This is a genomic window from Flintibacter hominis (assembly GCF_014287965.1).
GTDB lineage: Bacteria > Bacillota > Clostridia > Oscillospirales > Oscillospiraceae > Lawsonibacter > Lawsonibacter aceti.
This window is the reverse complement of the sequence record NZ_JACOPO010000006.1, coordinates 136216-157045: the sequence shown is the minus strand read 5'-3', so window position 1 is coordinate 157045 and position 20830 is coordinate 136216. Positions and strand designations below refer to the sequence as shown.

Below are 20830 nucleotides of genomic sequence, written 5' to 3'. Positions count from 1 at the left end.
ATTTATTCCAAAAAACACAGGCGGCAGGGCCTGTCTTCAGACCTTGTAACAGCCGCCGCCGATAAACTCCCGCATCAGGGAGGTCTTCGGCACATCGTCGGAAGGAATAGGTAAAAAGTAGTTCAGGAACTTCAAAAGACGTTTGGCCTCTGTGTACTCGTCACAGTCTTTGGGCACGGCAAAGAGCAAAGACTCGATATATGGCTTCAGCAAAGCCGTTTCATAGATCAGGGCAGAATTGAAGATCACATCCGCGCTGTCCTGATAGGGGAAGATATAACGCTCCTCGCCCCGTCTGACAGACGGCCACATCTGGATCGTGGCTCTTGCGCTGTACCCCCGAGTCCTGGCGTCCCGCTCGATCCGGCGGAGGAGGCGGGCGTCCGTGGTAGGGATGCGGTTGTGGTCATCGATATTCAGTGTAGTCAGACAGCTAATATAGATTTTATACTTGCTTGCCGTGGGGAGCGAATAGGAAAACTGGTCATTCAGGCAGTGGATGCCCTCGATGACGAGAATATCCTGGGGGCCGAGGGTGAGGTAGTCACCATTATATTCCCGCGCCCCCTTTTTGAAGTTGAATTGAGGAATCTCAACGCTCTCCCCCCGCAGAAGCCTGGTCATATCCTGATTAAACAGTTCGACATCCATGGCCCCCAGACTTTCAAAATCATACTGCCCATTCTCGTCGCGGGGAGTATCTGCGCGGTTTTTAAAATAGTTGTCTGTGGCGATGGGGTGGGGGCGCATCCCACAGGCCAGCAGCTGTGTGGACAGGCGGTGAGAGAAGGTGGTCTTACCAGAGGAGGAGGGGCCGGCGATCATGATAAACCGGACGTCTTTCCGTCGGGAGATCTCTTCGGCGATGTCGCCAATCTGCTTCTCCATCATGGCCTCCTGGGTCAGGATCATCTGGGTGGCGCCGCCGCTGGCAATCGTCTCATTCATCTCCGCCACGTTGGAAATGCCCAGCTTCTCGGACCTAAGCGTGGCATCATAAAGGGCCTGAAAGACCTTGACAGAGGGGTGGAATTCCGCCAGCGCATGGGGGTTTTTCTGGCTGGGCAGAAGAAGGACAAAGCCTTCCTGGAACAGTTGAAGATCAAACCATTTGAGATAGCTGGTGTCCGGGACCATGTATCCATAAAAATAGTCTGAAAAGCCGTCTAGAGAATAGATATTGACATGGGAATTGATCCGGAATTCAAACAAACGGGACTTGTCGTACATCCGATTTTTCTGAAACAGGTCCACAGCGTCGTCCGTGCTGATAGAGTGTTTTTGAATGGGGATTGCCTGGTTTACAAGCAGCCGCATCCGCTCGCCGACCTGATCCAAGAGGGACTGGTTGAGGACAAAGCTGCCCTTGGCCCGAATAAACAGCCCTGGGCCAATAGAGTATTCCACAGAAATTCGCTCCACGTTTTCGCTGCCTGCCACATCATAAAAGGCCTTGAGCATCAGAAAGACCGCGCTTCGCTCGTAGGTTTGGATGCCGGGCTTGTCCTTTGCTGTGATTATGTCCAGGGTGCAGTCCCGGTCCAATGTTTTATTCAGCTCACAGAGCTTCCCGTTTCGGCTGACCAGCAGAATGTCGTTTTCATATTGCTCCTGAAAGTCAGCGGCAATGGTTTGATAAGTGGTCCCATAGGGGTAGGCGCGCGCAGTCTCGCCCACAGTTACGGTGCACAGTTTGGTCTGTTCCATAAAAACTCCTTCCTCAGGTCAACGCGGCCGGATGGATTGAAAGACGACGGTCAAATATCATTGTATCACCGGGGGCATGGGAAATCAACCAGTCAGCGGAACAGAAAAAACCATCCTCCCGCTGGTAAGGCGGGAGGATGATTCATGTGCGCGGGATTAGACGCGAATCAATTCGTATTTCCGGCTCCCCAGACCGATCTTCTCGGCGTGTTCCAGGCAGGTGCGCCACTCGGACTCAGGGGAGGAGTTGGTGAAGTGATCGTGGTGGTCGTGGAAGCCGGGGTCGGCCAGATGGTCGGACAACTGGCTGTTGGGCATGGGGGTAGCAGCCAGACAGGCGTCTACGCAGGCCTGGTCCAGCGCCAGGGGATCAAAGGAGGCAAACATCCCCAGGTCGGGCAGGATGGGGGCGTCATTCTCACAATGGCAGTCGCAGTTGGGAGAAACATCCACCACCAAAGAGATGTGGAAGGAGGGACGGCCGTCCACCACGGCTTTGGTGTACTCCGCCATGCGGCAGTTGAGGACTTCGTTGGCGTTGTCGTTGTCAAAGGAGATAGCGTCAAAGTTACAGGCTCCCAGACAGCGCCCGCAGCCTACACAGTGGTCGTGGTCCACATGCATCTTCCGTGTCTGCTGGTCAAAGACCAGTCCGCCGTTGGCGCACTCCCGCTGGCAGCGCAGGCAGCCCCGGCACCGATCAGGGGAGATGCTGGGCTTTCCACTGCTGTGCTGCTCGGTTTTACCGGCCCGGGAGCCGCAGCCCATGCCGATGTTCTTAATGGCCCCGCCGAAGCCGGTCATCTCATGTCCCTTGAAGTGGGTCAGGCTGATGAAAACGTCGGCGTCCATCACAGCACGGCCAATCTTCGCCTCCTTCACATACTCACCGCCCACCACGGGGACAGCCACATCGTCAGTCCCCTTCAGTCCATCGCCGATAATAACAGGGCAGCCCACAGAGAGGGGCGTGAAACCATTTTCCCAAGCGCACTCCAGGTGCTCCAGAGCGTTTTTACGGCTGCCGGGGTACATAGTGTTGCAGTCGGTAAGGAAGGGCTTGCCGCCCAGCTCCTTTACTACGTCGGCTACCGCCTTGGCGTAATTGGAGCGGAGATAGCTGATGTTGCCCAGCTCTCCGAAGTGCATCTTAATGGCCACAAACTTGCCATCCATGTCGATTTGGCCGATGCCGGCCTTGCGGATGAGTTTCTTCAGTTTGATAGGCAGGCTATCGCCAAAGGCGATCGTGCGAAAATCGGTAAAATAGACCTTGGACTCTGCCATGATCGGTTCCCTCCTGAACAATATGATTCTCAAAGACTACTTTCACTTGTCCTATTATAAAGGTTGGAGTACACTCCATGTCAAGAGGAGATTTGAACGCGGGCCACAGGTGGGGTAAGAGGAGCGCCCTCCGGCCTTTTGGGACCGCTATGTATAAAGACGGATAATATCCTCCGCAACGGATCTTTTGGACACACAGCGGTCCATCGCCTGATGCTCGATATAGTGGTGGGCATCCGGCTCGGTCATCTTCAATTCACTGATGAGTAACCATTTGGCCCGGTTGACCAGGCGGATCTCCTCCATCTTCTCTTCCAGAGGCAGGACGCGCTTTTCCAGCCTCCGGAGCCGCTCCCGGGTGCTGACCATCCAGCTGACCGCCCGGAGGAGCATGGTCCGGGAAAAGGGCTTGGGCAAGGTGAATACTCCGTGCTCTGCCACTCGGTCATAGACCTCGTCATGGAGGTCGCTGGGGACAAGTAAAAGGATGACAGTCCCCCCCAGACGGCAACTGTCAACGGCGAACCGAACGCCGGAGTCATCCGGAAGGGGAGAGTTGATGAAGATAAAATCAAAGGACCGCTGGGTTAGGGTCTGCTCGGCGGCGCTTACGCTAGACACTGTGACCACCGGCTCACAGGGAGTTTCCTGAAGGACGGCGGAAAAGCCGATGTTGAACCGCTCCGCCGATGATACAAAAAGAACGCTGTATACCTGCTCCTTCAGGCTCATGGCTTCCCACTCCTTTCCCTGTTATGCAGACGGGCTTCAGGCCCGCTTGCGGTATTCCGCCAGGATGGCTTCCGGGATATAGGTCTGGATAAAGGGGCTGTCTGCGGCGGTGGCGCAGGCGGACTGGAGGTTCTGAGGCAGCCGACGGAATTTTACCAGCGTCTCTGCGTCCGCCTGGTAGAGGTCCACCTCGGCGGGATGAGGCATCTCCAGATGCCGCTCAATGCCGTACAGGCCGGCATAGATCATCAGTGCGAAGGCCAGGTATGGGTTGGCCATAGGATCGGGAGAGCGCAGCTCCGCTCGACGGTACTCACCAGCCGCCGCTGGGATCCGGATCAGCTGGGAACGGTTCCCCTTGGACCAGGAGATGTAATCTGGGGCCTTATAGCCGCCCAGACGGGAATAGGACTCTCGGGTAGGGTTCAAAAAGGCGGTCATCTCCCCCACCTTGTCCAGCACACCGGCTACCATCTCGGGCAGGTGGTCCAGTCCATCCGTTGACTTCACTGACATATTGATGTGAAAGCCGTTGCCCGGTTTCCCCTCCAGGGGCTTGGGGCTGAAGTCCGCGCACAGTCCATTCCGCTCGGCAATGATTTTCACGATGGCCTGTAAAGTCATGGCATTGTCGGCGGCAGTGAGAGGGTCGGAGTAGCGGAAGTCGATCTCGTTCTGGCCGGGCCCCTCCTCGTGGTGGGCACACTCAGGCCAGATGCCCATTTGCTCCAGAGTGAGGCAGATCTCACGGCGGATGTTTTCCCCCTTGTCCTCTGGGGCCGTATCCATATAGTTGGCCCTGTCGTGGGGAATCTTGGTGGGCTCACCGTTTTCATCCCGCCGGAACAGGTAGAATTCCTGCTCCGCGCCAAAGAGAAACTGAAGCCCCCTCTCCTCAGCGCAGGCCACAGCCTGCTTAAGCAGGACCCGGCAATCACAAGGGAAGGGCTGGCCGTCGGGATAGACAATGGAGCAGAACATCCGCACCACCCGACCATGCTCCGGGCGCCAGGGGAGGAGCATCAGCGTCTCTGGGTCAGGCCGGAGGAGCAGGTCGGAATGGGCTACGTCCCCAAAGCCGGCGATGGCGGAGGCGTCAATGGCGATGCCGTACTCAAAGGCCCGGGGCAGCTCGGTGGCCACGATGGAGATGTTTTTCTGCCGGCCGAATACGTCACAAAAGGCGAGGCGGATGAACTTGATCTCCTCCTCCTGAACATACTGCATGACCTCGCGCTTGGAATATTTCACGGTCACACCAACTTTCATGGATATTTTTGCGTCGCCGGGCATATGCGAAGGCCGCAAAGCCGGCTGGCAGCCTGGTGGAACGGGATCCGCTGCTATTATAGCACCGGTAAAAATGGATTTTCCAGTGTTGTCTCCTATGGGAAAAAATTTTGGCGGTCCAGACAGAAACAGGAAAAATAGGGCGAAATGTTTTTGGAAACTGTTACAGAATGTACTAAACAGTCCAAAATCTCATTGACAAACGGCTGCCACGGGGCTATAATGCGGCACATAAAGGCAAAGGCGTCTTTAAGGATTTTCCTTAGAGGCGCCTTCGCCTTTTTTGCATTTTTTTAGAAGTAGAAAGGGTGAAAGACAATGGCAGCTGTTCCGGAGTATTTTGGAAGCATGGTGTTCGACGACAGGGTGATGAAGGCAAATTTATCCGCTGAGGTATACCAGTCTTTAAAGAAGACCATCGACGAGGGGGCTAAATTGAATTTGGGTGTGGCCAACGCTGTGGCAGCCGCCATGAAGGACTGGGCCGTAGCCCAGGGGGCCACCCACTTTACCCACTGGTTCCAGCCACTTACCGGCATCACCGCCGAGAAGCACGACAGCTTTATCACCCCCTCTCCAGATGGAGGGGTTATCATGGAATTCTCAGGCAGGGAGCTGATCCGAGGGGAGCCGGACGCCTCCTCGTTTCCCTCCGGGGGGCTGCGGGCTACCTTTGAAGCAAGAGGCTACACTGCCTGGGACCCCACCTCCTATGCCTTTATCAAGGGGAAAACGCTGTGCATCCCCACGGCCTTTTGCTCTTACAGCGGCGAGGCGCTGGACAAAAAGACCCCCTTGCTGCGCTCCATGGAGGCCCTGAACCGACAAGCCCTCCGCATCCTGCGGCTGTTTGGAAATGACACGGTGAAACGGGTGTCCACCGCGGTGGGTCCAGAACAGGAGTATTTCCTGGTGGATGCCAAAATGTATGAGCGGCGCCGGGATCTTCGGTTTACCGGCCGAACTCTGTTCGGCGCCAAGCCCCCCAAGGGCCAGGAGATGGATGACCACTATTTCGGCGTGATTAAACCCAGGGTGGCCGCCTTTATGGAGGACCTGAATGAGGAGCTGTGGAAGCTGGGTGTCCTGGCCAAGACCCAGCATAACGAGGTGGCCCCAGCCCAGCACGAGCTGGCCCCTATCTATACCACCACCAACATTGCCACTGACCACAACCAACTGACCATGGAGATCATGCAGAAGGTGGCCGCCCGGCACGGGCTGGTCTGTCTGCTCCATGAGAAGCCCTTTGTAGGAGTGAACGGATCGGGTAAGCACAACAACTGGTCTATCTCCACCGACGCTGGCGTCAACCTGCTCTCTCCCGGTGATACGCCCTATGAGAACGCCCAGTTCCTGCTGTTTCTGTGCGCCGTCATCAAGGCGGTGGACGACTATCAGGACCTGCTGCGCATCTCGGTGGCCACGGCCGGCAACGACCACCGCCTAGGAGCCAACGAGGCGCCTCCCGCTGTGGTATCCATCTTCCTGGGAGATGAGCTGAACGGTGTGCTGGAGGCCATTGACCATGAGACCCCCTATCAGGGAGCTGCCCGGACCAAGATGAAGCTTGGGGTGGATATCCTGCCCAAATTCAGCAAGGATACCACCGACCGGAACCGCACCTCCCCCTTCGCCTTCACTGGCAACAAGTTTGAGTTCCGCATGGTGGGCTCCTCCGACTCTATCGCCTGTGCCAACATCATGATCAACACCGCTGTGGCTGAGAGCCTCAAGCTCTATGCCGACCGCCTGGAGGGGGCCGAGGACTTCCCCGCCGCCCTGCAGGAGCTGCTCCGGCAGACTATCCGGGAGCACAAGCGCATCATCTTCAACGGAAACGGCTACGATGATGCCTGGATCACTGAGGCCACAGAGAAGCGGGGCCTGCTCAACTACCGCACCACCCCGGACTGCGTCCCCCATCTGCTGGATGAGAAGAATGTTAGGCTCCTCACCTCCCACGGCGTGCTGACCTTGGAGGAACTTACCTCCCGGTATGAGGTCATGATGGAGAACTACTGCAAAACCATTCTGATCGAGGCCAACACCATGGTGGATATGGCCAGAACGGAGATCCTGCCAGCCGTGGAGTCCTTTGCGCTGGACACCGCCAGAGGGGCGGCCGCCAAGCGGGAACTGGTCCCTGGCTGCCCCTGCGGGTATGAGTCCGAGCTGGTAAAAAAGCTGTCTGCTCTCACGGATCAGATGGCGGCCAAAACCGCGGAGCTGGAGCAGGCGGTGCTGGAGGTGTCCTCCGCCGGGGATATCGCCCAGGAGGCCGCCGCTGTCCGGGATGTGATCCTGTGTAAAATGGGGCAGCTGCGCCTGGCCTGCGACGAGGCGGAGACCCTGACCCCCAAAAAGTATTGGCCGTTTCCCACTTACGGCGACCTGCTGTTTGGCGTGCGGTAACGACCAGATCCCTTCTGGCCCCGGCCTCCATTCGGACCGGGGCCCAATAGAGATTGGAGGAGCGTTTATGTGTTCCATTATGGGATATTGCGGCCCAGTGTTCGACCTGGAGGCATTTCAGGCCGGCTTTCAGCGCACGGTCAGTCGGGGGCCGGATGACAGCCGAATCGTTGACACAGGAAAGGGCCTGCTGGGATTCCACCGGCTGTCCATTATGGGCCTGACTTCTGCCGGGATGCAGCCCTTTGCGCTGGACGGCAGCTTCGTGGTGTGCAACGGCGAGATATACGGCTTTGAAAAGCTAAAAAAGCGACTGGAAGAAAAATATACCTTTGCCAGCGACTCTGACTGTGAGCTGCTGCTCCCTCTGTACCGGGAATACGGGGTGGAGATGTTCCGGATGCTGGATGCGGAATTCGCCTGCATCCTCTATGACGGTGAGAGACAGGAGTACATCGCCGCCCGTGATCCCATCGGCATCCGCCCCCTCTATTACGGATATGACAGCCAAGGAGTTATCCTCTTTGCCAGCGAGCCCCAGAACCTGCTGGGCCTGGCGGCGGGAGAAATACTGCCCTTCCCCCCTGGACATTACTATAAGGACGGCAGATTTATCTGTTACCGGGATATGACCCAGGTGGAGCGGATCTGCCGGGATGACCTGGAAACGGTATGCCGGAACATCCGGGAAAAGCTGATCGCCGGGGTGGAAAAGCGGCTGGTGGCCGACGCCAAGGTGGGCTTCCTGCTGTCCGGAGGGCTTGACTCCTCCTTGGTGTGCGCCATCGCCGCCCGGCGGAGCAAGACCCCGATTCGGACCTTTGCCATCGGCATGAGCGGCGACGCCATCGATTTGAAATACGCCAGGGAGGTGGCGGAATACATCGGCAGCCGCCACACGGAGGTGATCATCACACGGGAGGATGTGATCTCCAACCTGGAGCGGGTGATTCATCTGCTGGGCACGTACGACATTACCACCATTCGGGCCAGCGTGGGAATGTACTTGGTCTGTAAGGCCATTCACGAGCAGACCGATATTCGGGTGCTGCTCACTGGCGAGATATCCGACGAGCTGTTCGGCTATAAGTATACAGACTACGCCCCTTCTGCCCAAGCGTTTCAGGAGGAGTCGGAAAAACGGGTCCGAGAGCTGCACATGTACGATGTGCTCCGGGCAGACCGGTGTATCTCGGTCAACTCCCTGGAGGCACGAGTCCCCTTCGGAGACCTGGAGTTCGTGCGCTATGTCATGTCGGTGGACCCGGAGCGGAAGCGGAACCGATATGGAAAGGGCAAGTATCTGCTCCGCCACGCCTTCGAGGAGGGCGGCTGGCTGCCCCAGGATATCCTGTGGCGGGAGAAGGCGGCCTTCTCCGACGCTGTGGGCCACTCACTGGTGGACGACCTGAAGGAATACGCGGAACAGTGTTACACCGATGACGATTTCCAGAAGCTGAGGCAGAAGTATGTCCATGCCCGCCCCTTTACCAAGGAGTCATTGCTCTATCGTGAGATATTTGAGAAATACTATCCGGGGCAGAGCGGGATGGTCCTGGATTTCTGGATGCCCAACCGGGAGTGGGAGGGCTGCGACGTGGATGACCCCTCCGCCCGTGTGCTGGCCAACTACGGCCAGAGCGGAGTTTAAGACCATCACATAGGAAGCGAGTGAGCAGTTTGAAAGCGACTTTGATCTTGGAAAACGGAAGCGTCCTCTCCGGTACCAGCATCGGGAGCACAGAGACACGGGTGTGCGAGCTGGTGTTCAACACCTCCATGACTGGCTACCAGGAGATCCTGACCGATCCCTCCTATGCCGGACAGGGCGTGGTCATGTCCTATCCCCTCATCGGCAACTACGGGGTGAACAGCGAGGACAACGAGTCCAGCCACCCCTGGGTGGAGATGCTGGTGGTTCGCCATCTGTCCCCCAGGGGGAGCAACTTTCGCCGAGAGATGGACCTGGGGGATTATATGAAGGAGCATGACATCCCCGGCATCGAGGGGGTGGATACCCGTGCCCTGACCAAGATGCTCCGCAGCCAGGGGAGCATGAACGCCATGCTGACCTGTGCCCAGCAGTTTGATGTGGGGCAGGTATTGGAGCGGCTGCACGCCTATAAGGTCCGGGATACGATCCAGAAGGTTACCCGCTCCGCCCCGGAGGAGTTTCCCGCCATAGGGGAGGAGCGGTACCATGTGGCCATGATGGACTACGGGGTCAAGCAGAATATGATAGACTGTCTCCGCCGCCGGGGATGCAGCGTCACGGCGCTGCCCGCCTCCACCCCGGCCGAGACAGTCCTCTCCGGCGGCTATGATGGGGTGCTGTTGTCCAACGGCCCTGGGGACCCGGCGGAGAACACAGACATGATCCGGGAGATAAAAAAGCTCTATGACAGCGGCCTGCCCCTGTATGGCATCTGTCTGGGCCACCAGATGCTGGCACTGGCCACCGGGGCCAGGACGGGAAAGATGGACTATGGCCACCGGGGCGGGAACCACCCGGTCCGGGATGTAGAGAGGGGCCGGGTGTTTATCACCAGTCAAAACCACGGCTATATGGTACTGGCCGATACCGTGGACCCGGTGGTGGCCCAGGTGTCCCACATCAATGCCAACGACGGAACCTGCGAGGGACTGCGCTACCGCCGCCCCAACTGCTTTTCCACACAGTTCCATCCAGAGGCCAACCCCGGCCCCAGGGATATGGAGTATCTGTTTGACCGATTTGTAGCGTCTATGGGAGGGAAAACAAATGAGTGAAATGCCTCAAAAGCGGGAGCTGCTCTACGAGGGCAAGGCGAAAAAGGTGTACGCCACAGATGACCCGGAGCTGCTGATTGTATCCTATAAGGATGACGCCACCGCCTTCAATGGGCTGAAAAAGGGTACCATCGTCGGTAAGGGTGTCATCAACAACCGGATGAGCGATTTGCTGATGGCCCGGCTGGAGCGGGAGGGAATCCCCACCCACCTGGTCCGGGAGCTCAACGACCGGGATACCCTGGTAAAGAGGGTGGCCATCGTCCCCCTGGAGGTCATCGTGCGCAACATTGCCGCCGGCTCCTTTTCCAAGCGGTACGGGGTGGCCGAAGGAGCGGTCTTTTACCGGCCGACCCTGGAGTTTTCCTATAAGAATGATGAGCTGGGGGACCCTCTGCTCAACGACGACCATGTGCTCGCCCTGGGGCTGGCTTCCCCGGAGGAGGTAGCGGTCATCCGGCGCTATGCCCTGGAGGTCAACAGGCTGCTCCGGGAGATCTGGAAGCAGTGCGGCGTCACACTGGTGGACTTCAAGCTGGAGTTTGGCCGGCTGCCAGACGGTACCATAATCCTGGCCGATGAGATCAGCCCCGACACCTGCCGCCTGTGGGACAGTCAGACTGGGGACAAACTGGACAAGGACCGCTTCCGCCGGGATCTGGGCGGCGTGGAGGCGGCCTACCGCCAGGTCATGGGCCGGCTCAACCAACAACTGTAAACGGAGGGAACGATATGTCAAACTGCGCCATCGTGGGCATCAACTGGGGGGACGAGGGCAAGGGAAGGATGGTGGATCTGCTCACCCAGGACTATGACCTTGTGGTCCGCTACCAGGGGGGCGGCAACGCCGGACACACCGTCATCAACCAGTATGGAAAATTTGCCCTCCATCTTCTTCCCTCGGGTATTTTCCGCCCGGGGGTCGTCAATGTCCTGGGGAACGGGGTGGCTCTGGACCCGGAGAACCTGTGGACAGAGATAGAGGATGTGATGTCCAGAGGAGTGGAGATCAGCCCGGAGAATCTGAAGATCAGCGACCGGGCCTCGCTTCTGCTGCCCTGGCACCGGGAGCTGGACGAGCTGGAGGAGAAGCGGCTGAAGGACCACAAGTATGGCTCAACCAAGCAGGGGATTGCCCCCTTCTACTCCGATAAGTACCAGAAAAAGACCATTATGGCCGGAGAGCTGTTCTATCCGGAGGAATTACGGGACCATCTGGCCCAGCTTCTGGAGTGGAAGAACCTAACCTTGACTAAGGTGTATGGGGCAGAGCCCTTCACCATGGAGAGGGTGGAGGAGTGGCTGGCCAACAGCTGCGAAAAAATCAAGCCCTATCTCTGTGACAGCGGGGCCTATTTGAAGCAGGCCCAGAGCCGGGGAAAGAGCATCCTCTTCGAAGCCCAGCTGGGTTCCCTTCGGGACCTGGACTTCGGCATCTACCCCTACACCACCTCATCCAACACCACGGCGGCCTACGCCCCTATCGGTTCCGGCCTGCCCTCCGCCAAAATTGACCGGGTGGTAGGTGTGGTAAAGGCATACTCCACCTGTGTAGGGGAGGGGCCCTTTGTCTGTGAGATGTTCGGTCCGGAGGCGGAGAAACTGAGGAAGGCGGGAGCGGAATATGGCGCCAAGACCGGCCGGCCGCGGCGGGTAGGACCCATCGACCTGGTGGCCACCCGGTACGGGGTGGAAATCCAGGGGGCCACAGAGATCGCACTGACCAAACTGGATGTACTCAGCTATCTGGACCGAATCCCTGTGTGCGTCCGCTACCGGCTGGACGGCCAGCCTACAGAGAGCTTTCCCTTCCCCACGGCCCTGGGCAAAGCCCTGCCGGAGATCGAGTATCTGCCGGGCTGGAAGCAGGACATCTCCTCGGCCCGTAGGTGGGAGGATCTGCCCCGCCAGGCCCAGGAGTATGTGGGCCATGTGGAGCGGGCCATCGGCTGTCCTATCGCCTATATCTCGGTGGGGCCGGAGCGGGACAGCGTCATCAGAGTATAAGGAGGACGACAAATGACTGACCGATATGAATCCCCGCTGTCTACCCGTTACGCCTCCCCCTATATGCTCCAGCTTTTTTCCGCCGATACCCGCTATCAGACCTGGCGGCGGCTGTGGGTTTCCCTGGCACGGGCGGAGATGGAACTGGGCCTGCCCATTACCCAGGGGCAGGTAGAGGAGTTGGAGGCCCACATCTCCGAGATCGACTATGACTGTGTCAGGCGGCGGGAGAAAGAGGTGCGCCACGACGTGATGGCCCATGTCTACGCCTTTGGACAGGCGGCCCCCTCTGCCGCCGGCATCATCCATCTGGGGGCCACCAGCTGCTATGTCACAGACAACGCCGATCTGATCCTTTACCGGGATGGGCTGCGCTATCTCCGCCAGCAGCTGCTTCAGGTGATGGCCAATCTGGCCGACTTTGCCCAGCAATATCGGGCCCTGCCTACCCTGGGCTACACTCACTATCAGCCTGCCCAGCTGGTCACGGTAGGTAAGCGGGCGGCGCTCTGGCTCCAGGACTTGGAGTCCGACCTGTCCGAACTGGACTTCACCCTGAAGAACGTCAAGTTCCTGGGCTGCCGTGGGACTACCGGCACTGAAGCCAGCTTCCTGGACCTGTTTGACGGGGACCAGGAGAAGATCAGTCAAATGAACCGGAAGATTTCCTCTGACTTCGGATTTGAGGAGTGCTTCCCGGTGTGCGGCCAGACCTACCCCAGAAAGCTGGACAGCCGCATTTTGAATTGCCTCTCCTCTATCGCCCAGAGCTGTTACCGTATGGCCAATGATATCCGCCTGCTCCAGCACGACAGGCAGGTGGAGGAGCCCTTTGAAAAGGACCAGATCGGCTCCTCCGCCATGGCTTATAAGCGCAACCCTATGCGCTGTGAGCGAATCTGCTCCCTGGCCCGCTATCTGATGGCCGACGCTATGAATGCCCCTATGACCGCCTCGACCCAGTGGCTGGAGCGGACGCTGGACGACTCAGCCAACCGGCGCATTGCCCTGCCCGAGGGCTTCTTGTGCGCTGACGCTATCCTGCGTCTGGCCCAGAATGTAACAAACGGGCTCCATGTCAATGAAAGAGTGATTGAGAAAACGGTAAAGGAGTACCTGCCCTTCATCGCCACGGAAAATCTGATGATGGAGGCGGTAAAGCGGGGGGGAGACCGGCAGGAGCTCCATGAAATCATCCGCCGCTGCTCCATGGCAGCCACCGCCCGGATGAAAGATGGGGGGGACTGCGACCTGTTGGACCGGCTGGCCGGGGAGCCGTCCTTCGGCCTGTCACGAGGGGATATGGAGCGGCTGCTGAACCCGGAGCTGTATACCGGCCGGTGTGCCCAGCAGGTGGAGGACTTTGTCCAGAGCATCCGTCCGCTGTTTGCGGATCTGGAGCGGGAGACTGCCCGGATCGAGCTGTGAGAACAGGCTGCGGCCAGTGAAGGGAGAGAAGGGGCTATGACAAACTATATCTTTGTGACTGGAGGCGTGGTGTCCGGCCTAGGCAAGGGGATCACAGCGGCGTCCTTGGGCCGGCTCCTGAAGCAGAGGGGGCTGAAGGTAAAAGTCCAGAAGCTGGACCCATATCTCAACGTGGACCCAGGGACCATGTCCCCCTATCAGCACGGGGAGGTCTTTGTCACCGATGATGGGGCGGAAACTGACCTGGACCTGGGCCACTATGAGCGTTTCATCGATGAGAATCTGACAGTAAACTCCTCGGTATCAGCGGGCCGGATATACTGGAACGTACTGAATCGGGAGCGGAAAGGGGACTATTTGGGTGGAACGGTCCAAATCATCCCCCATATTACCGACGAGATCAAGCGGTGTATTTATACCTTGGAGGGGCCTGAAACCGATGTAGCCATTGTAGAGATCGGCGGTACGGTAGGCGATATCGAATCCCAGCCGTTCCTGGAGGCCATCCGCCAGGTGGCCGCCGAGCGGGGGAGAAAAAACGTCATGTTTCTCCATGTATCCCTCATCGTATCCATCCCAGGGACCGGGGAGCTGAAATCAAAGCCCACCCAGCACTCGGCCAAGGAGCTGCTCTCGCTGGGCATCCAGCCCGATGTTATCCTGTGCCGTAGTGATGAGGCGGTGCCCCAGGAGATCCTGGAAAAGATATCTTTGTTCTGCAATATCCCGGTGGAAAACGCCATCCCAAATCTGACCGCCGGCCTGCTCTACGAGGTCCCGCTGATGCTGGAGAAGGCGGGACTGGCTCAGGTGGTGGTGAAGCATCTGGGGCTGGAGTGCCACGCTCCGGACCTGACCGAGTGGGATACTATGGTTCAGCGGGCCAAGCACCCAAAAGGAGAAGTGGAGGTCGCACTGGTGGGTAAGTATGTGGCCCTCCATGACGCCTACCTCTCTGTGGTGGAGGCGCTGACCCACGGAGGGATCGAGAACGGGGTAAAGGTACACATCCGCTGGGTAGACAGCGAAGCGGTCACAGAGGGCAACGTGGAGATGCTCCTTGCCGGAGTGGACGGCATCCTGGTACCCGGCGGCTTTGGCAGCCGGGGGATCGAGGGCAAGATCTCCGCCATCCGCTATGCCAGGGAGCATAAAATACCGTTTCTGGGCATCTGTCTGGGAATGCAGATGGCGGTGGTGGAGTTTGCCCGCCATGTGTGCGGCATGAAGGGGGCTCACTCCAGCGAGCTGGACCCGGACACACCTTATCCCGTCATCGACCTGATGGAGGGCCAGCGGGGCGTGACCGACAAGGGAGGCACCATGCGCCTGGGCGCCTTCCCGTGCCGCATTGACCGGGAAGACACAGCGGCGTTCCAAGCTTACAGAACGTCGGACATCTCGGAGCGGCACCGGCACCGCTATGAGTTCAACAACGAATATCGCCAGCGGTTGACCCAAGCTGGGCTGCGCCTGTCTGGTTTGTCGCCGGACGGCCGGCTGGTGGAGATAGTAGAGCTGCCCTCCCATCCCTGGTTTGTAGGCGTCCAATTCCACCCGGAGCTGAAAAGCCGGCCCAACCGGGCACATCCGCTGTTTCGGGAATTTATATTCGCGGCGAAGGAGAAAAGCGGAGCGTAAGAGCGCGCGCGGACCGGCGCCAGCTTCAGAGCGGGAGGAATAGAAATGAGCATCCATGAGGAGTGCGGTGTATTCGGCGTCATCAGCCAAGCCCCGATCCAGGCGGCTAGCCTGGCCTATTACGGACTGTATGCCCTCCAGCACCGGGGACAGGAGAGCTGCGGCATCGTGGTCAACGACGACGGTGTATTCTTCTCAAGAAAGGATCTGGGGTTGTTGAGCCAGGTCTTTTCTCAGGAGAAGCTGGCCCGATTTCCCAAGGGAACCATGGCGGTGGGCCATGTGAGGTACGGCACTACCGGGGCCGCAAATCGCGGCAACTGCCAACCCATTGAGGTCAACCATGTGAAGGGGCACATGGCCATCGCTCACAACGGAAACCTCAGCAACGCCGCCCAACTGCGGGGGCAACTGGAGCTGAAGGGAGCCATCTTTCATACCACCAGCGATACAGAGATTATTGCCTATACCATTACAAGAAAGCGGCTGACCTGCCCCTCCATTGAGGAAGCTCTGAGCAAGGCCATGGATGAGCTGGAGGGGGCTTACTCTCTGGTACTCATGTCTCCCAGGAAGCTGATTTGCGCCCGGGACCCCTATGGGTTCCGTCCCCTGTGTTATGGGGAACTGCCTGGCGGGGGCTACGTGGCAGCCTCAGAGAGCTGTGCCCTGACTGCCGTAGGAGCGCGGTTCGTCCGTGATGTAGAGCCAGGAGAGATCCTGGTATTCAGTCCGGAAGGAATGGTCGCCCGGAGGGAGCACTGTGGAAAAGCCGCGAGGCGGCCTTGTATTTTTGAGTACATCTATTTTGCCCGTCCGGACTCGGTCATCGACGGGGTATCCGTCCACGCCGCCCGACTCCGGGCCGGAAGGATCCTGGCACGGGAGCACCCGGTTCAAGCGGACGTGGTGGTAGGGGTGCCGGACTCAGGGCTGGACGCCGCCCTTGGATTCAGCCAGGCCTCCGGTATCCCATACGGAATTGGACTGCTCAAAAACAAGTATATTGGGCGCACCTTTATCTCGCCGGGACAGGAGCAGCGTCTGGACAAGGTGAAGATCAAGTTAAGCGCCATCGGAGAAACCGTCCGGGGCAAGCGAGTAGTCCTCATTGACGACTCCATTGTCCGGGGTACTACCAGCGGCCGTATTGTCAGCCTTCTACGAGAGGCGGGAGCCTGTGAGATCCATGTGCGTGTTTCGGCGCCACCCTTTTTGAATCCCTGCTACTATGGCACAGATATCGACTCGAAGGAAAATCTGATTGCCTGCAGCCACACGCCAGAGGAAATATCAGACATGATAGGGGCGGATTCGCTGGGGTATCTTCCACTGTCCAAGCTGGGGGAACTTATCGGGGGAGGGAACTGCTGTGACGCCTGTTTCAGCGGCAGATATCCCACCGCAATACCCTCGGATACCAGGAAGGACCGCTTTGAACGGAAGCTATCCCGGTAGATGGTGCCAGCAGCGGACAGTAAATCGAGGGATGTCACCTCCTAAGATTGGAAGGAAAAGAATTAGATATTTAAACAGAGAGGAAAATCTCCCATTTCAATGATTGAAATGGGAGATTTTTAGATTAGAGAGATGAAATCGCTCCCCTTATAAGATCCTGCCTGTACCGGACAGGTTCAGCGTATTTTTCTCTTGGAAGGACGGATGATCAGGAATAACACGCCTGCAAGGAGGAGAACACATTGGGTCACAATGGCGCCCACGGGCAAGGAAAAGGCCGGATCTAGCACGCCCAGGGCCAGAGGACGGCTTACAAAGATACTGCCATTTAACAGTCCAAGGGATTCAGGTAGGGGCAGCGCCGTCAGAAGAATGGGAAGGAGCATCCACGGGAAGATCAGCCAGGGCCGTACTCTCCCTAACTGCCAGCCACTTCCCAGGGCAAACACCAAAGGAGGGGCCAGGGTAGCCAGGGCTGGGAGGACCAGCTCCCCCCAGCGGTACCAGCCGAAGTATCGACCGTAAAACACCGCCGCTTCGCCCAGGCAGGCCAAGGCCAGCAGCCCCGTCCCCACCAGAGCGGCGGCGCACCGGGCCAGGGCGTATCGATAGGGCTCCGCCGGGGCGGCGTCGGTGAGTACCGCTGCCCGCCGGGCTTTTCCCGAAGTAAAGAAGGTCAGAAAAAACAGGGCCCCGATCCACATCAGGGGGAGCAGCCGGCACAGGTAGTCCCCAAAGCTCCATGGGGAGAAGGGGGCAGTGTGGGACACCCCCAGGATGGTCACCCAATCCAGGACCTGCCACCCGTAAAACAGCAGGACTGCCAACAGGCTCAGGAAAAACTTGTTCCACAGCAGCCGCCTGCACTCATATCCGAAAATCTTAGCCAAGATTCAACGCCTCCTCCGTCAGCCCACAGGCATCCAAAAACTCCTGATAGGTGAGATAGGGATACATGGGGTCCAGCTCTCGGGTAAACAGGCCGCACAGAACCTGGTCCATGGCCTCTTCTCCGCCGACCAGTTTCTCCGCCTTCAGGATCTTCAAGGGCATCTCGTGGTACTGACGTATGAAGGACAGGCTGTTGCTGATCGCTAATTGCTCCTCCTGGGGCAACTTGGCCAAGAACTCGGGATTGCGGACATAGAAATCTAGGTAGTAGTCCTCCACCTCCCGCTTCCACTGGTCTACATAGTGTGTTTGGGCGTAATCTTCGCCGTAGAGCTCCTTTACGATACGGTAGGTGGTGTACACGGTCAAGCCCTCGGCAGACCAGGGAGAGGCAGGGGCCGCCAAATCAAACATATTGCCCAGGCCCCACCACTGGTGGACCAATTCGTGTATCATTACCTCACCGGGGGCGGCGCCCTTGCCTCCATCGCTGAGATTGGCGGCGGTGAAGTCCGCCTCATCCAGCAGGCTGGCCCCGTCTGCGGCATAGCCGCCGCCAGACACTCGGCTCTGGACAAGCTTCAGGGTTTTCCCGGCGCCAAAAGATAGGGGACCGTAATGCTCTGTGCAGTAGTCCACCACCGCCTTTACCGCATCTGCCGCGCCAGCCTCCGCCATCACAGCCTGGTGCTTACGGCCGTAATAGAACTGGATGGTCATACCCCCGGCCTGAATGTCCTCCCGGATATAGTCCCCAGCATAGACAATTCCGCCGGTGCTGCTGAACTGATAGCGCCAGGTGGCGGTGCCGTCGTCGTGCTGGGCCACCACTTCCGCCTCACTGGAGCCGAAGGGGATGACCGTCATGGAGGAGGGCAGGGTGAGCTCCATGGTGGTGGGATAACCCGCCTCGCCTGGCAGCACATTCATCAGCCGGGGAGACAGGGCTGCGTTTTCCAGACACAGGTATTCCCCGCTGATCTCCGCGCCACCCTGCATCGTGGACATGACGTTGCTCTCTTGGGGAAAGCCGCTGTACTCCATGATTAACTCCACCTGCTCATCAGCGGGGAGAGTTACCTCCAGCAGGGCTTCGTTATATTCCTGGTAGTCGCTTACAGAGAAAGGAGCCTCCACACCGTTGGCCCGCACATTAGAGATTGTGTAGCCAGGGGTCACGCCAAAGGACGCTGTTCGTTCCTGTTGGGAGGTATTTTCAAACTGATAGCTGGCCCGACCGAAAACTGTTCCAGAGGCGGTATCTGGAAACACCTGAGCGGAGCGGCCGGTGCACACCACCCCCTCGGCATAGGGAATTTCGTAAAAGGTCATGGCCATCAGGTCCGGGTTGCTGTGGTCTACGAAGGGCTGGGCGGCATAGGCGGCGCCGGAGCCGATCAGGAGCAGCAGGGCCACAGCAGGGCGGTAGGCCCGCCGGGCATTCTGGGCCAGAGAACCCAGGAGCCCCTTTTCATACCGCCGGACGCACAGGTAGGAAACAACCCATATCCCAGCCAGGGCTGCCAGCCAGGTCAGGCGCATATAAGCCACGGACCGGAAGATACGAAGGTTAGAAAAGTCATCGGACAGGGCCCACACACAGGGGTTGAGCCAGCACAACTGCCAGTCCCCGGCCCACACCGTAAGACTTAAAGCGGAAAAGGAGGTAAAGAGAACCAGGGATAGGTCCACCCGCCGGGTGAACTGATAGGCGGATGCTGCCGCCAAAATGGACAGCCACAGGGCCAGCCCCATGAGCAGCCCGTAGGCCAACAGGTAGTCGGCTCCATCAAAGACAGAGCCGATGAGTTGCCGGCTCACCGGGAACCACACTACAACAGTAAGGCCCAGTCCCAGTGCCGCTGTTGCCATTAGAGCGGGCAGGCGCACCAGGGCCATCATCAGGGGAGAGACCGCCCCGTCCACCAGCAGGCTGACCCGGCCGCGCTCCGTCCGGTCCAGCTCGTACACTGCCAGAAGGCCGAACAGGACGCCGCCCACAACGCCGCCGGCCAGAGCTGGGTTGGCCAGATAGGTGGACAGCATGGTGCTGGCGGCGGCAGGCCGGTAGAGCACCAACCCGGCGGCAGGAGAGAGGACGGTCAACAGCAGGACCAGCCAGGTCAGACGGCTTTTCAGTAGCCGCCCAAGCTCCAGAGAAAACAGACGCGGGGGCTTCATTGGACCGCCTCCTGGGAAATGAGATAGAGGTAGGCGTCCTCCAGGGTGGGGTCCGACGGCTGGGCGAAGGGAGGGAGCACGTCAGCCACCGCCCGGCAGCGGACTCCCTGGCCGGTATTTACTCGGGCAGTGATGTGAAGTCCATCCTCCTGGGCGGCGTCCTTCTCCCAAAAGATACCCACATGACCGGTGGCGGTCTGGATCAACGCCTCTGGGGTGCCAGAAAACAGGACCTGGCCCCGGTTAATGACCACAAGCTGCCCACACACGGACTGTATGTCCTCGATAATGTGGGTGGACAGCAGCACCAGCCGGTCTTGGGCGGTCTGGGAAAAGAGATTGCGGAAATGAATACGCTCTTCTGGATCCAGGCCCACTGTGGGCTCGTCCAGAATCAGCAGCTCCGGATCCCCCAAAAGAGCTTGGGCGATGCCCACCCGCTGGCGCTGCCCGCCGGACAGGGTGCGGATTTTGGCCCTTGCCTTTTCCTCCAGATTGACGGAGCGGATTACCTGCCGTATGACGGCTCTGGGGCCCCGCAATCCCTTGAGGGCTGCCATGTAGTCCAGAAACTGTTCCACAGTGAGTTCGTCGAACAGTCCGAAGTCCTGGGGCAGATAGCCCAGCCGGGCCTTCAGTTGCCGCTCCACCCTGGTCAGAGGCTGTCCATCCACCAGAATGGAGCCGGTGGTGGGGAGCAGGGCGGCCACCAGCAGCTTCATCAGGGTCGATTTGCCCGCCCCGTTGGGGCCCAGCAGACCCACCAGGCTGGGGGAGCGCAAATCCAGAGAGAGGCCCTTAAGAGCCTGCTTTCCGTTGGGATAGGTCATGCCGACGGTTTGAATGTTGATCTCCATATGTGTCAGGTTCCTTTCTGCTTGGGATGCGGCTAGGATACCAGCGCCATATGGAGACGGTTTGGAGCGGGTGTGTGTTTTGTGTGGAGATTCAGAGGGAATATGGATTTGGTATACAAAGCGTGATATGCTTCCGCCAACGGTAGATTGGGGAGATGAGGCCTGAC

At 58.7% G+C, this 20830-nt stretch carries 15 protein-coding genes; 8 read left to right on the top strand and 7 right to left on the bottom strand.

All coding sequences use genetic code 11. The features are described from left to right. Positions 1-36: 36 nt before the first annotated feature. The 4 genes from H8S11_RS10400 to H8S11_RS10385 all read right to left on the bottom strand — a co-directional run bounded on the left by H8S11_RS10400 (position 37) and on the right by H8S11_RS10385 (position 4995). Entirely contained in the window at positions 37-1707 is a 1671-nt protein-coding gene (locus H8S11_RS10400) for a nucleoside kinase (RefSeq protein WP_186853092.1), read from the bottom strand. A gap of 156 nt (positions 1708-1863) precedes the next feature. Further along, entirely contained in the window at positions 1864-2994 is a 1131-nt protein-coding gene (locus H8S11_RS10395) for a DUF362 domain-containing protein (protein ID WP_186853091.1), read from the bottom strand. Between the two features lie 147 nt (positions 2995-3141). Then, entirely contained in the window at positions 3142-3726 is a 585-nt protein-coding gene (locus H8S11_RS10390; protein WP_186853090.1) for an ANTAR domain-containing response regulator, read from the bottom strand. Between the two features lie 36 nt (positions 3727-3762). Beyond that, positions 3763-4995, bottom strand: coding sequence for a glutamine synthetase family protein (locus tag H8S11_RS10385; protein ID WP_207721972.1), 1233 nt, complete (start codon positions 4993-4995; stop codon positions 3763-3765). 339 nt (positions 4996-5334) lie between these two features. Here H8S11_RS10385 and H8S11_RS10380 point away from each other — a divergent pair, with 339 nt between their 5' ends. The 8 genes from H8S11_RS10380 (at position 5335) to purF (ending at position 16734) form a co-directional block, all read left to right on the top strand. Beyond that, positions 5335-7431: a glutamine synthetase III family protein gene (locus H8S11_RS10380; protein WP_186853089.1), complete on the top strand. Its 2097-nt coding sequence runs from the start codon at positions 5335-5337 to the stop codon at positions 7429-7431. Between the two features lie 67 nt (positions 7432-7498). After that, positions 7499-9082, top strand: a complete 1584-nt coding sequence (asnB, locus tag H8S11_RS10375; protein ID WP_147571349.1) for an asparagine synthase B — start codon at positions 7499-7501, stop codon at positions 9080-9082. Between the two features lie 29 nt (positions 9083-9111). Continuing rightward, positions 9112-10200 carry a carbamoyl phosphate synthase small subunit gene (locus H8S11_RS10370; RefSeq protein WP_186853088.1) on the top strand — a complete coding sequence of 363 codons (1089 nt, stop codon included), beginning with the start codon at positions 9112-9114 and terminating at the stop codon, positions 10198-10200. After that, on the top strand, positions 10193-10918 hold the full coding sequence (gene purC, locus H8S11_RS10365) for a phosphoribosylaminoimidazolesuccinocarboxamide synthase (RefSeq protein WP_186853087.1): 726 nt from the start codon (positions 10193-10195) through the stop codon (positions 10916-10918). The genes H8S11_RS10370 and purC overlap by 8 nt, the downstream gene beginning before the upstream one ends. Positions 10919-10932: 14 nt before the next feature. Continuing rightward, positions 10933-12207 (top strand): adenylosuccinate synthase, encoded by a 1275-nt coding sequence (locus H8S11_RS10360; RefSeq protein ID WP_186853086.1) that lies wholly within the window; start codon positions 10933-10935, stop codon positions 12205-12207. A 12-nt stretch (positions 12208-12219) separates the two neighbouring features. Then, positions 12220-13635 (top strand): adenylosuccinate lyase, encoded by a 1416-nt coding sequence (purB, locus tag H8S11_RS10355; protein ID WP_186853085.1) that lies wholly within the window; start codon positions 12220-12222, stop codon positions 13633-13635. Between the two features lie 36 nt (positions 13636-13671). Then, the gene (pyrG, locus tag H8S11_RS10350; RefSeq protein ID WP_186853084.1) at positions 13672-15276 is read left to right on the top strand and encodes a CTP synthase; all 1605 of its coding nucleotides are present in this window, start codon (positions 13672-13674) and stop codon (positions 15274-15276) included. Between the two features lie 45 nt (positions 15277-15321). After that, positions 15322-16734: an amidophosphoribosyltransferase gene (gene purF, locus H8S11_RS10345; RefSeq protein ID WP_186853083.1), complete on the top strand. Its 1413-nt coding sequence runs from the start codon at positions 15322-15324 to the stop codon at positions 16732-16734. Between the two features lie 176 nt (positions 16735-16910). On the opposite strand, the gene H8S11_RS10340 is transcribed toward purF, so the two are convergent. Genes H8S11_RS10340 through H8S11_RS14300 form a run of 3 tightly spaced genes read right to left on the bottom strand, consistent with a single transcriptional unit; the run spans position 16911 to position 20663 of the window. After that, positions 16911-17624 carry a hypothetical protein gene (locus H8S11_RS10340; protein ID WP_186853082.1) on the bottom strand — a complete coding sequence of 238 codons (714 nt, stop codon included), beginning with the start codon at positions 17622-17624 and terminating at the stop codon, positions 16911-16913. Beyond that, positions 17617-19806, bottom strand: a complete 2190-nt coding sequence (locus H8S11_RS10335) for a hypothetical protein (RefSeq protein WP_186853081.1) — start codon at positions 19804-19806, stop codon at positions 17617-17619. Before H8S11_RS10335 ends, H8S11_RS10340 begins: the two co-directional genes overlap by 8 nt. Further along, entirely contained in the window at positions 19803-20663 is an 861-nt protein-coding gene (locus tag H8S11_RS14300) for an ATP-binding cassette domain-containing protein (RefSeq protein ID WP_186853080.1), read from the bottom strand. The genes H8S11_RS10335 and H8S11_RS14300 overlap by 4 nt, the downstream gene beginning before the upstream one ends. Between the last annotated feature and the right edge of the window lie 167 nt (positions 20664-20830).

What these genes read in the sequence shown, in the direction of transcription:
- H8S11_RS10360 (WP_186853086.1), top strand. Translation starts at nt 10,933, where the DNA reads ATGTCAAACTGCGCCATCGTGGGCATCAACTGGGGGGACGAGGGCAAG.
- H8S11_RS10390 (WP_186853090.1), bottom strand. Translation starts at nt 3,726, where the DNA reads ATGAGCCTGAAGGAGCAGGTATACAGCGTTCTTTTTGTATCATCGGCG.
- purB (WP_186853085.1), top strand. Translation starts at nt 12,220, where the DNA reads ATGACTGACCGATATGAATCCCCGCTGTCTACCCGTTACGCCTCCCCC.
- H8S11_RS10400 (WP_186853092.1), bottom strand. Translation starts at nt 1,707, where the DNA reads ATGGAACAGACCAAACTGTGCACCGTAACTGTGGGCGAGACTGCGCGC.
- purC (WP_186853087.1), top strand. Translation starts at nt 10,193, where the DNA reads ATGAGTGAAATGCCTCAAAAGCGGGAGCTGCTCTACGAGGGCAAGGCG.
- H8S11_RS10335 (WP_186853081.1), bottom strand. Translation starts at nt 19,806, where the DNA reads ATGAAGCCCCCGCGTCTGTTTTCTCTGGAGCTTGGGCGGCTACTGAAA.
- H8S11_RS10385 (WP_207721972.1), bottom strand. Translation starts at nt 4,995, where the DNA reads ATGAAAGTTGGTGTGACCGTGAAATATTCCAAGCGCGAGGTCATGCAG.
- asnB (WP_147571349.1), top strand. Translation starts at nt 7,499, where the DNA reads ATGTGTTCCATTATGGGATATTGCGGCCCAGTGTTCGACCTGGAGGCA.
- purF (WP_186853083.1), top strand. Translation starts at nt 15,322, where the DNA reads ATGAGCATCCATGAGGAGTGCGGTGTATTCGGCGTCATCAGCCAAGCC.
- H8S11_RS10380 (WP_186853089.1), top strand. Translation starts at nt 5,335, where the DNA reads ATGGCAGCTGTTCCGGAGTATTTTGGAAGCATGGTGTTCGACGACAGG.
- H8S11_RS10395 (WP_186853091.1), bottom strand. Translation starts at nt 2,994, where the DNA reads ATGGCAGAGTCCAAGGTCTATTTTACCGATTTTCGCACGATCGCCTTT.
- pyrG (WP_186853084.1), top strand. Translation starts at nt 13,672, where the DNA reads ATGACAAACTATATCTTTGTGACTGGAGGCGTGGTGTCCGGCCTAGGC.
- H8S11_RS14300 (WP_186853080.1), bottom strand. Translation starts at nt 20,663, where the DNA reads ATGGAGATCAACATTCAAACCGTCGGCATGACCTATCCCAACGGAAAG.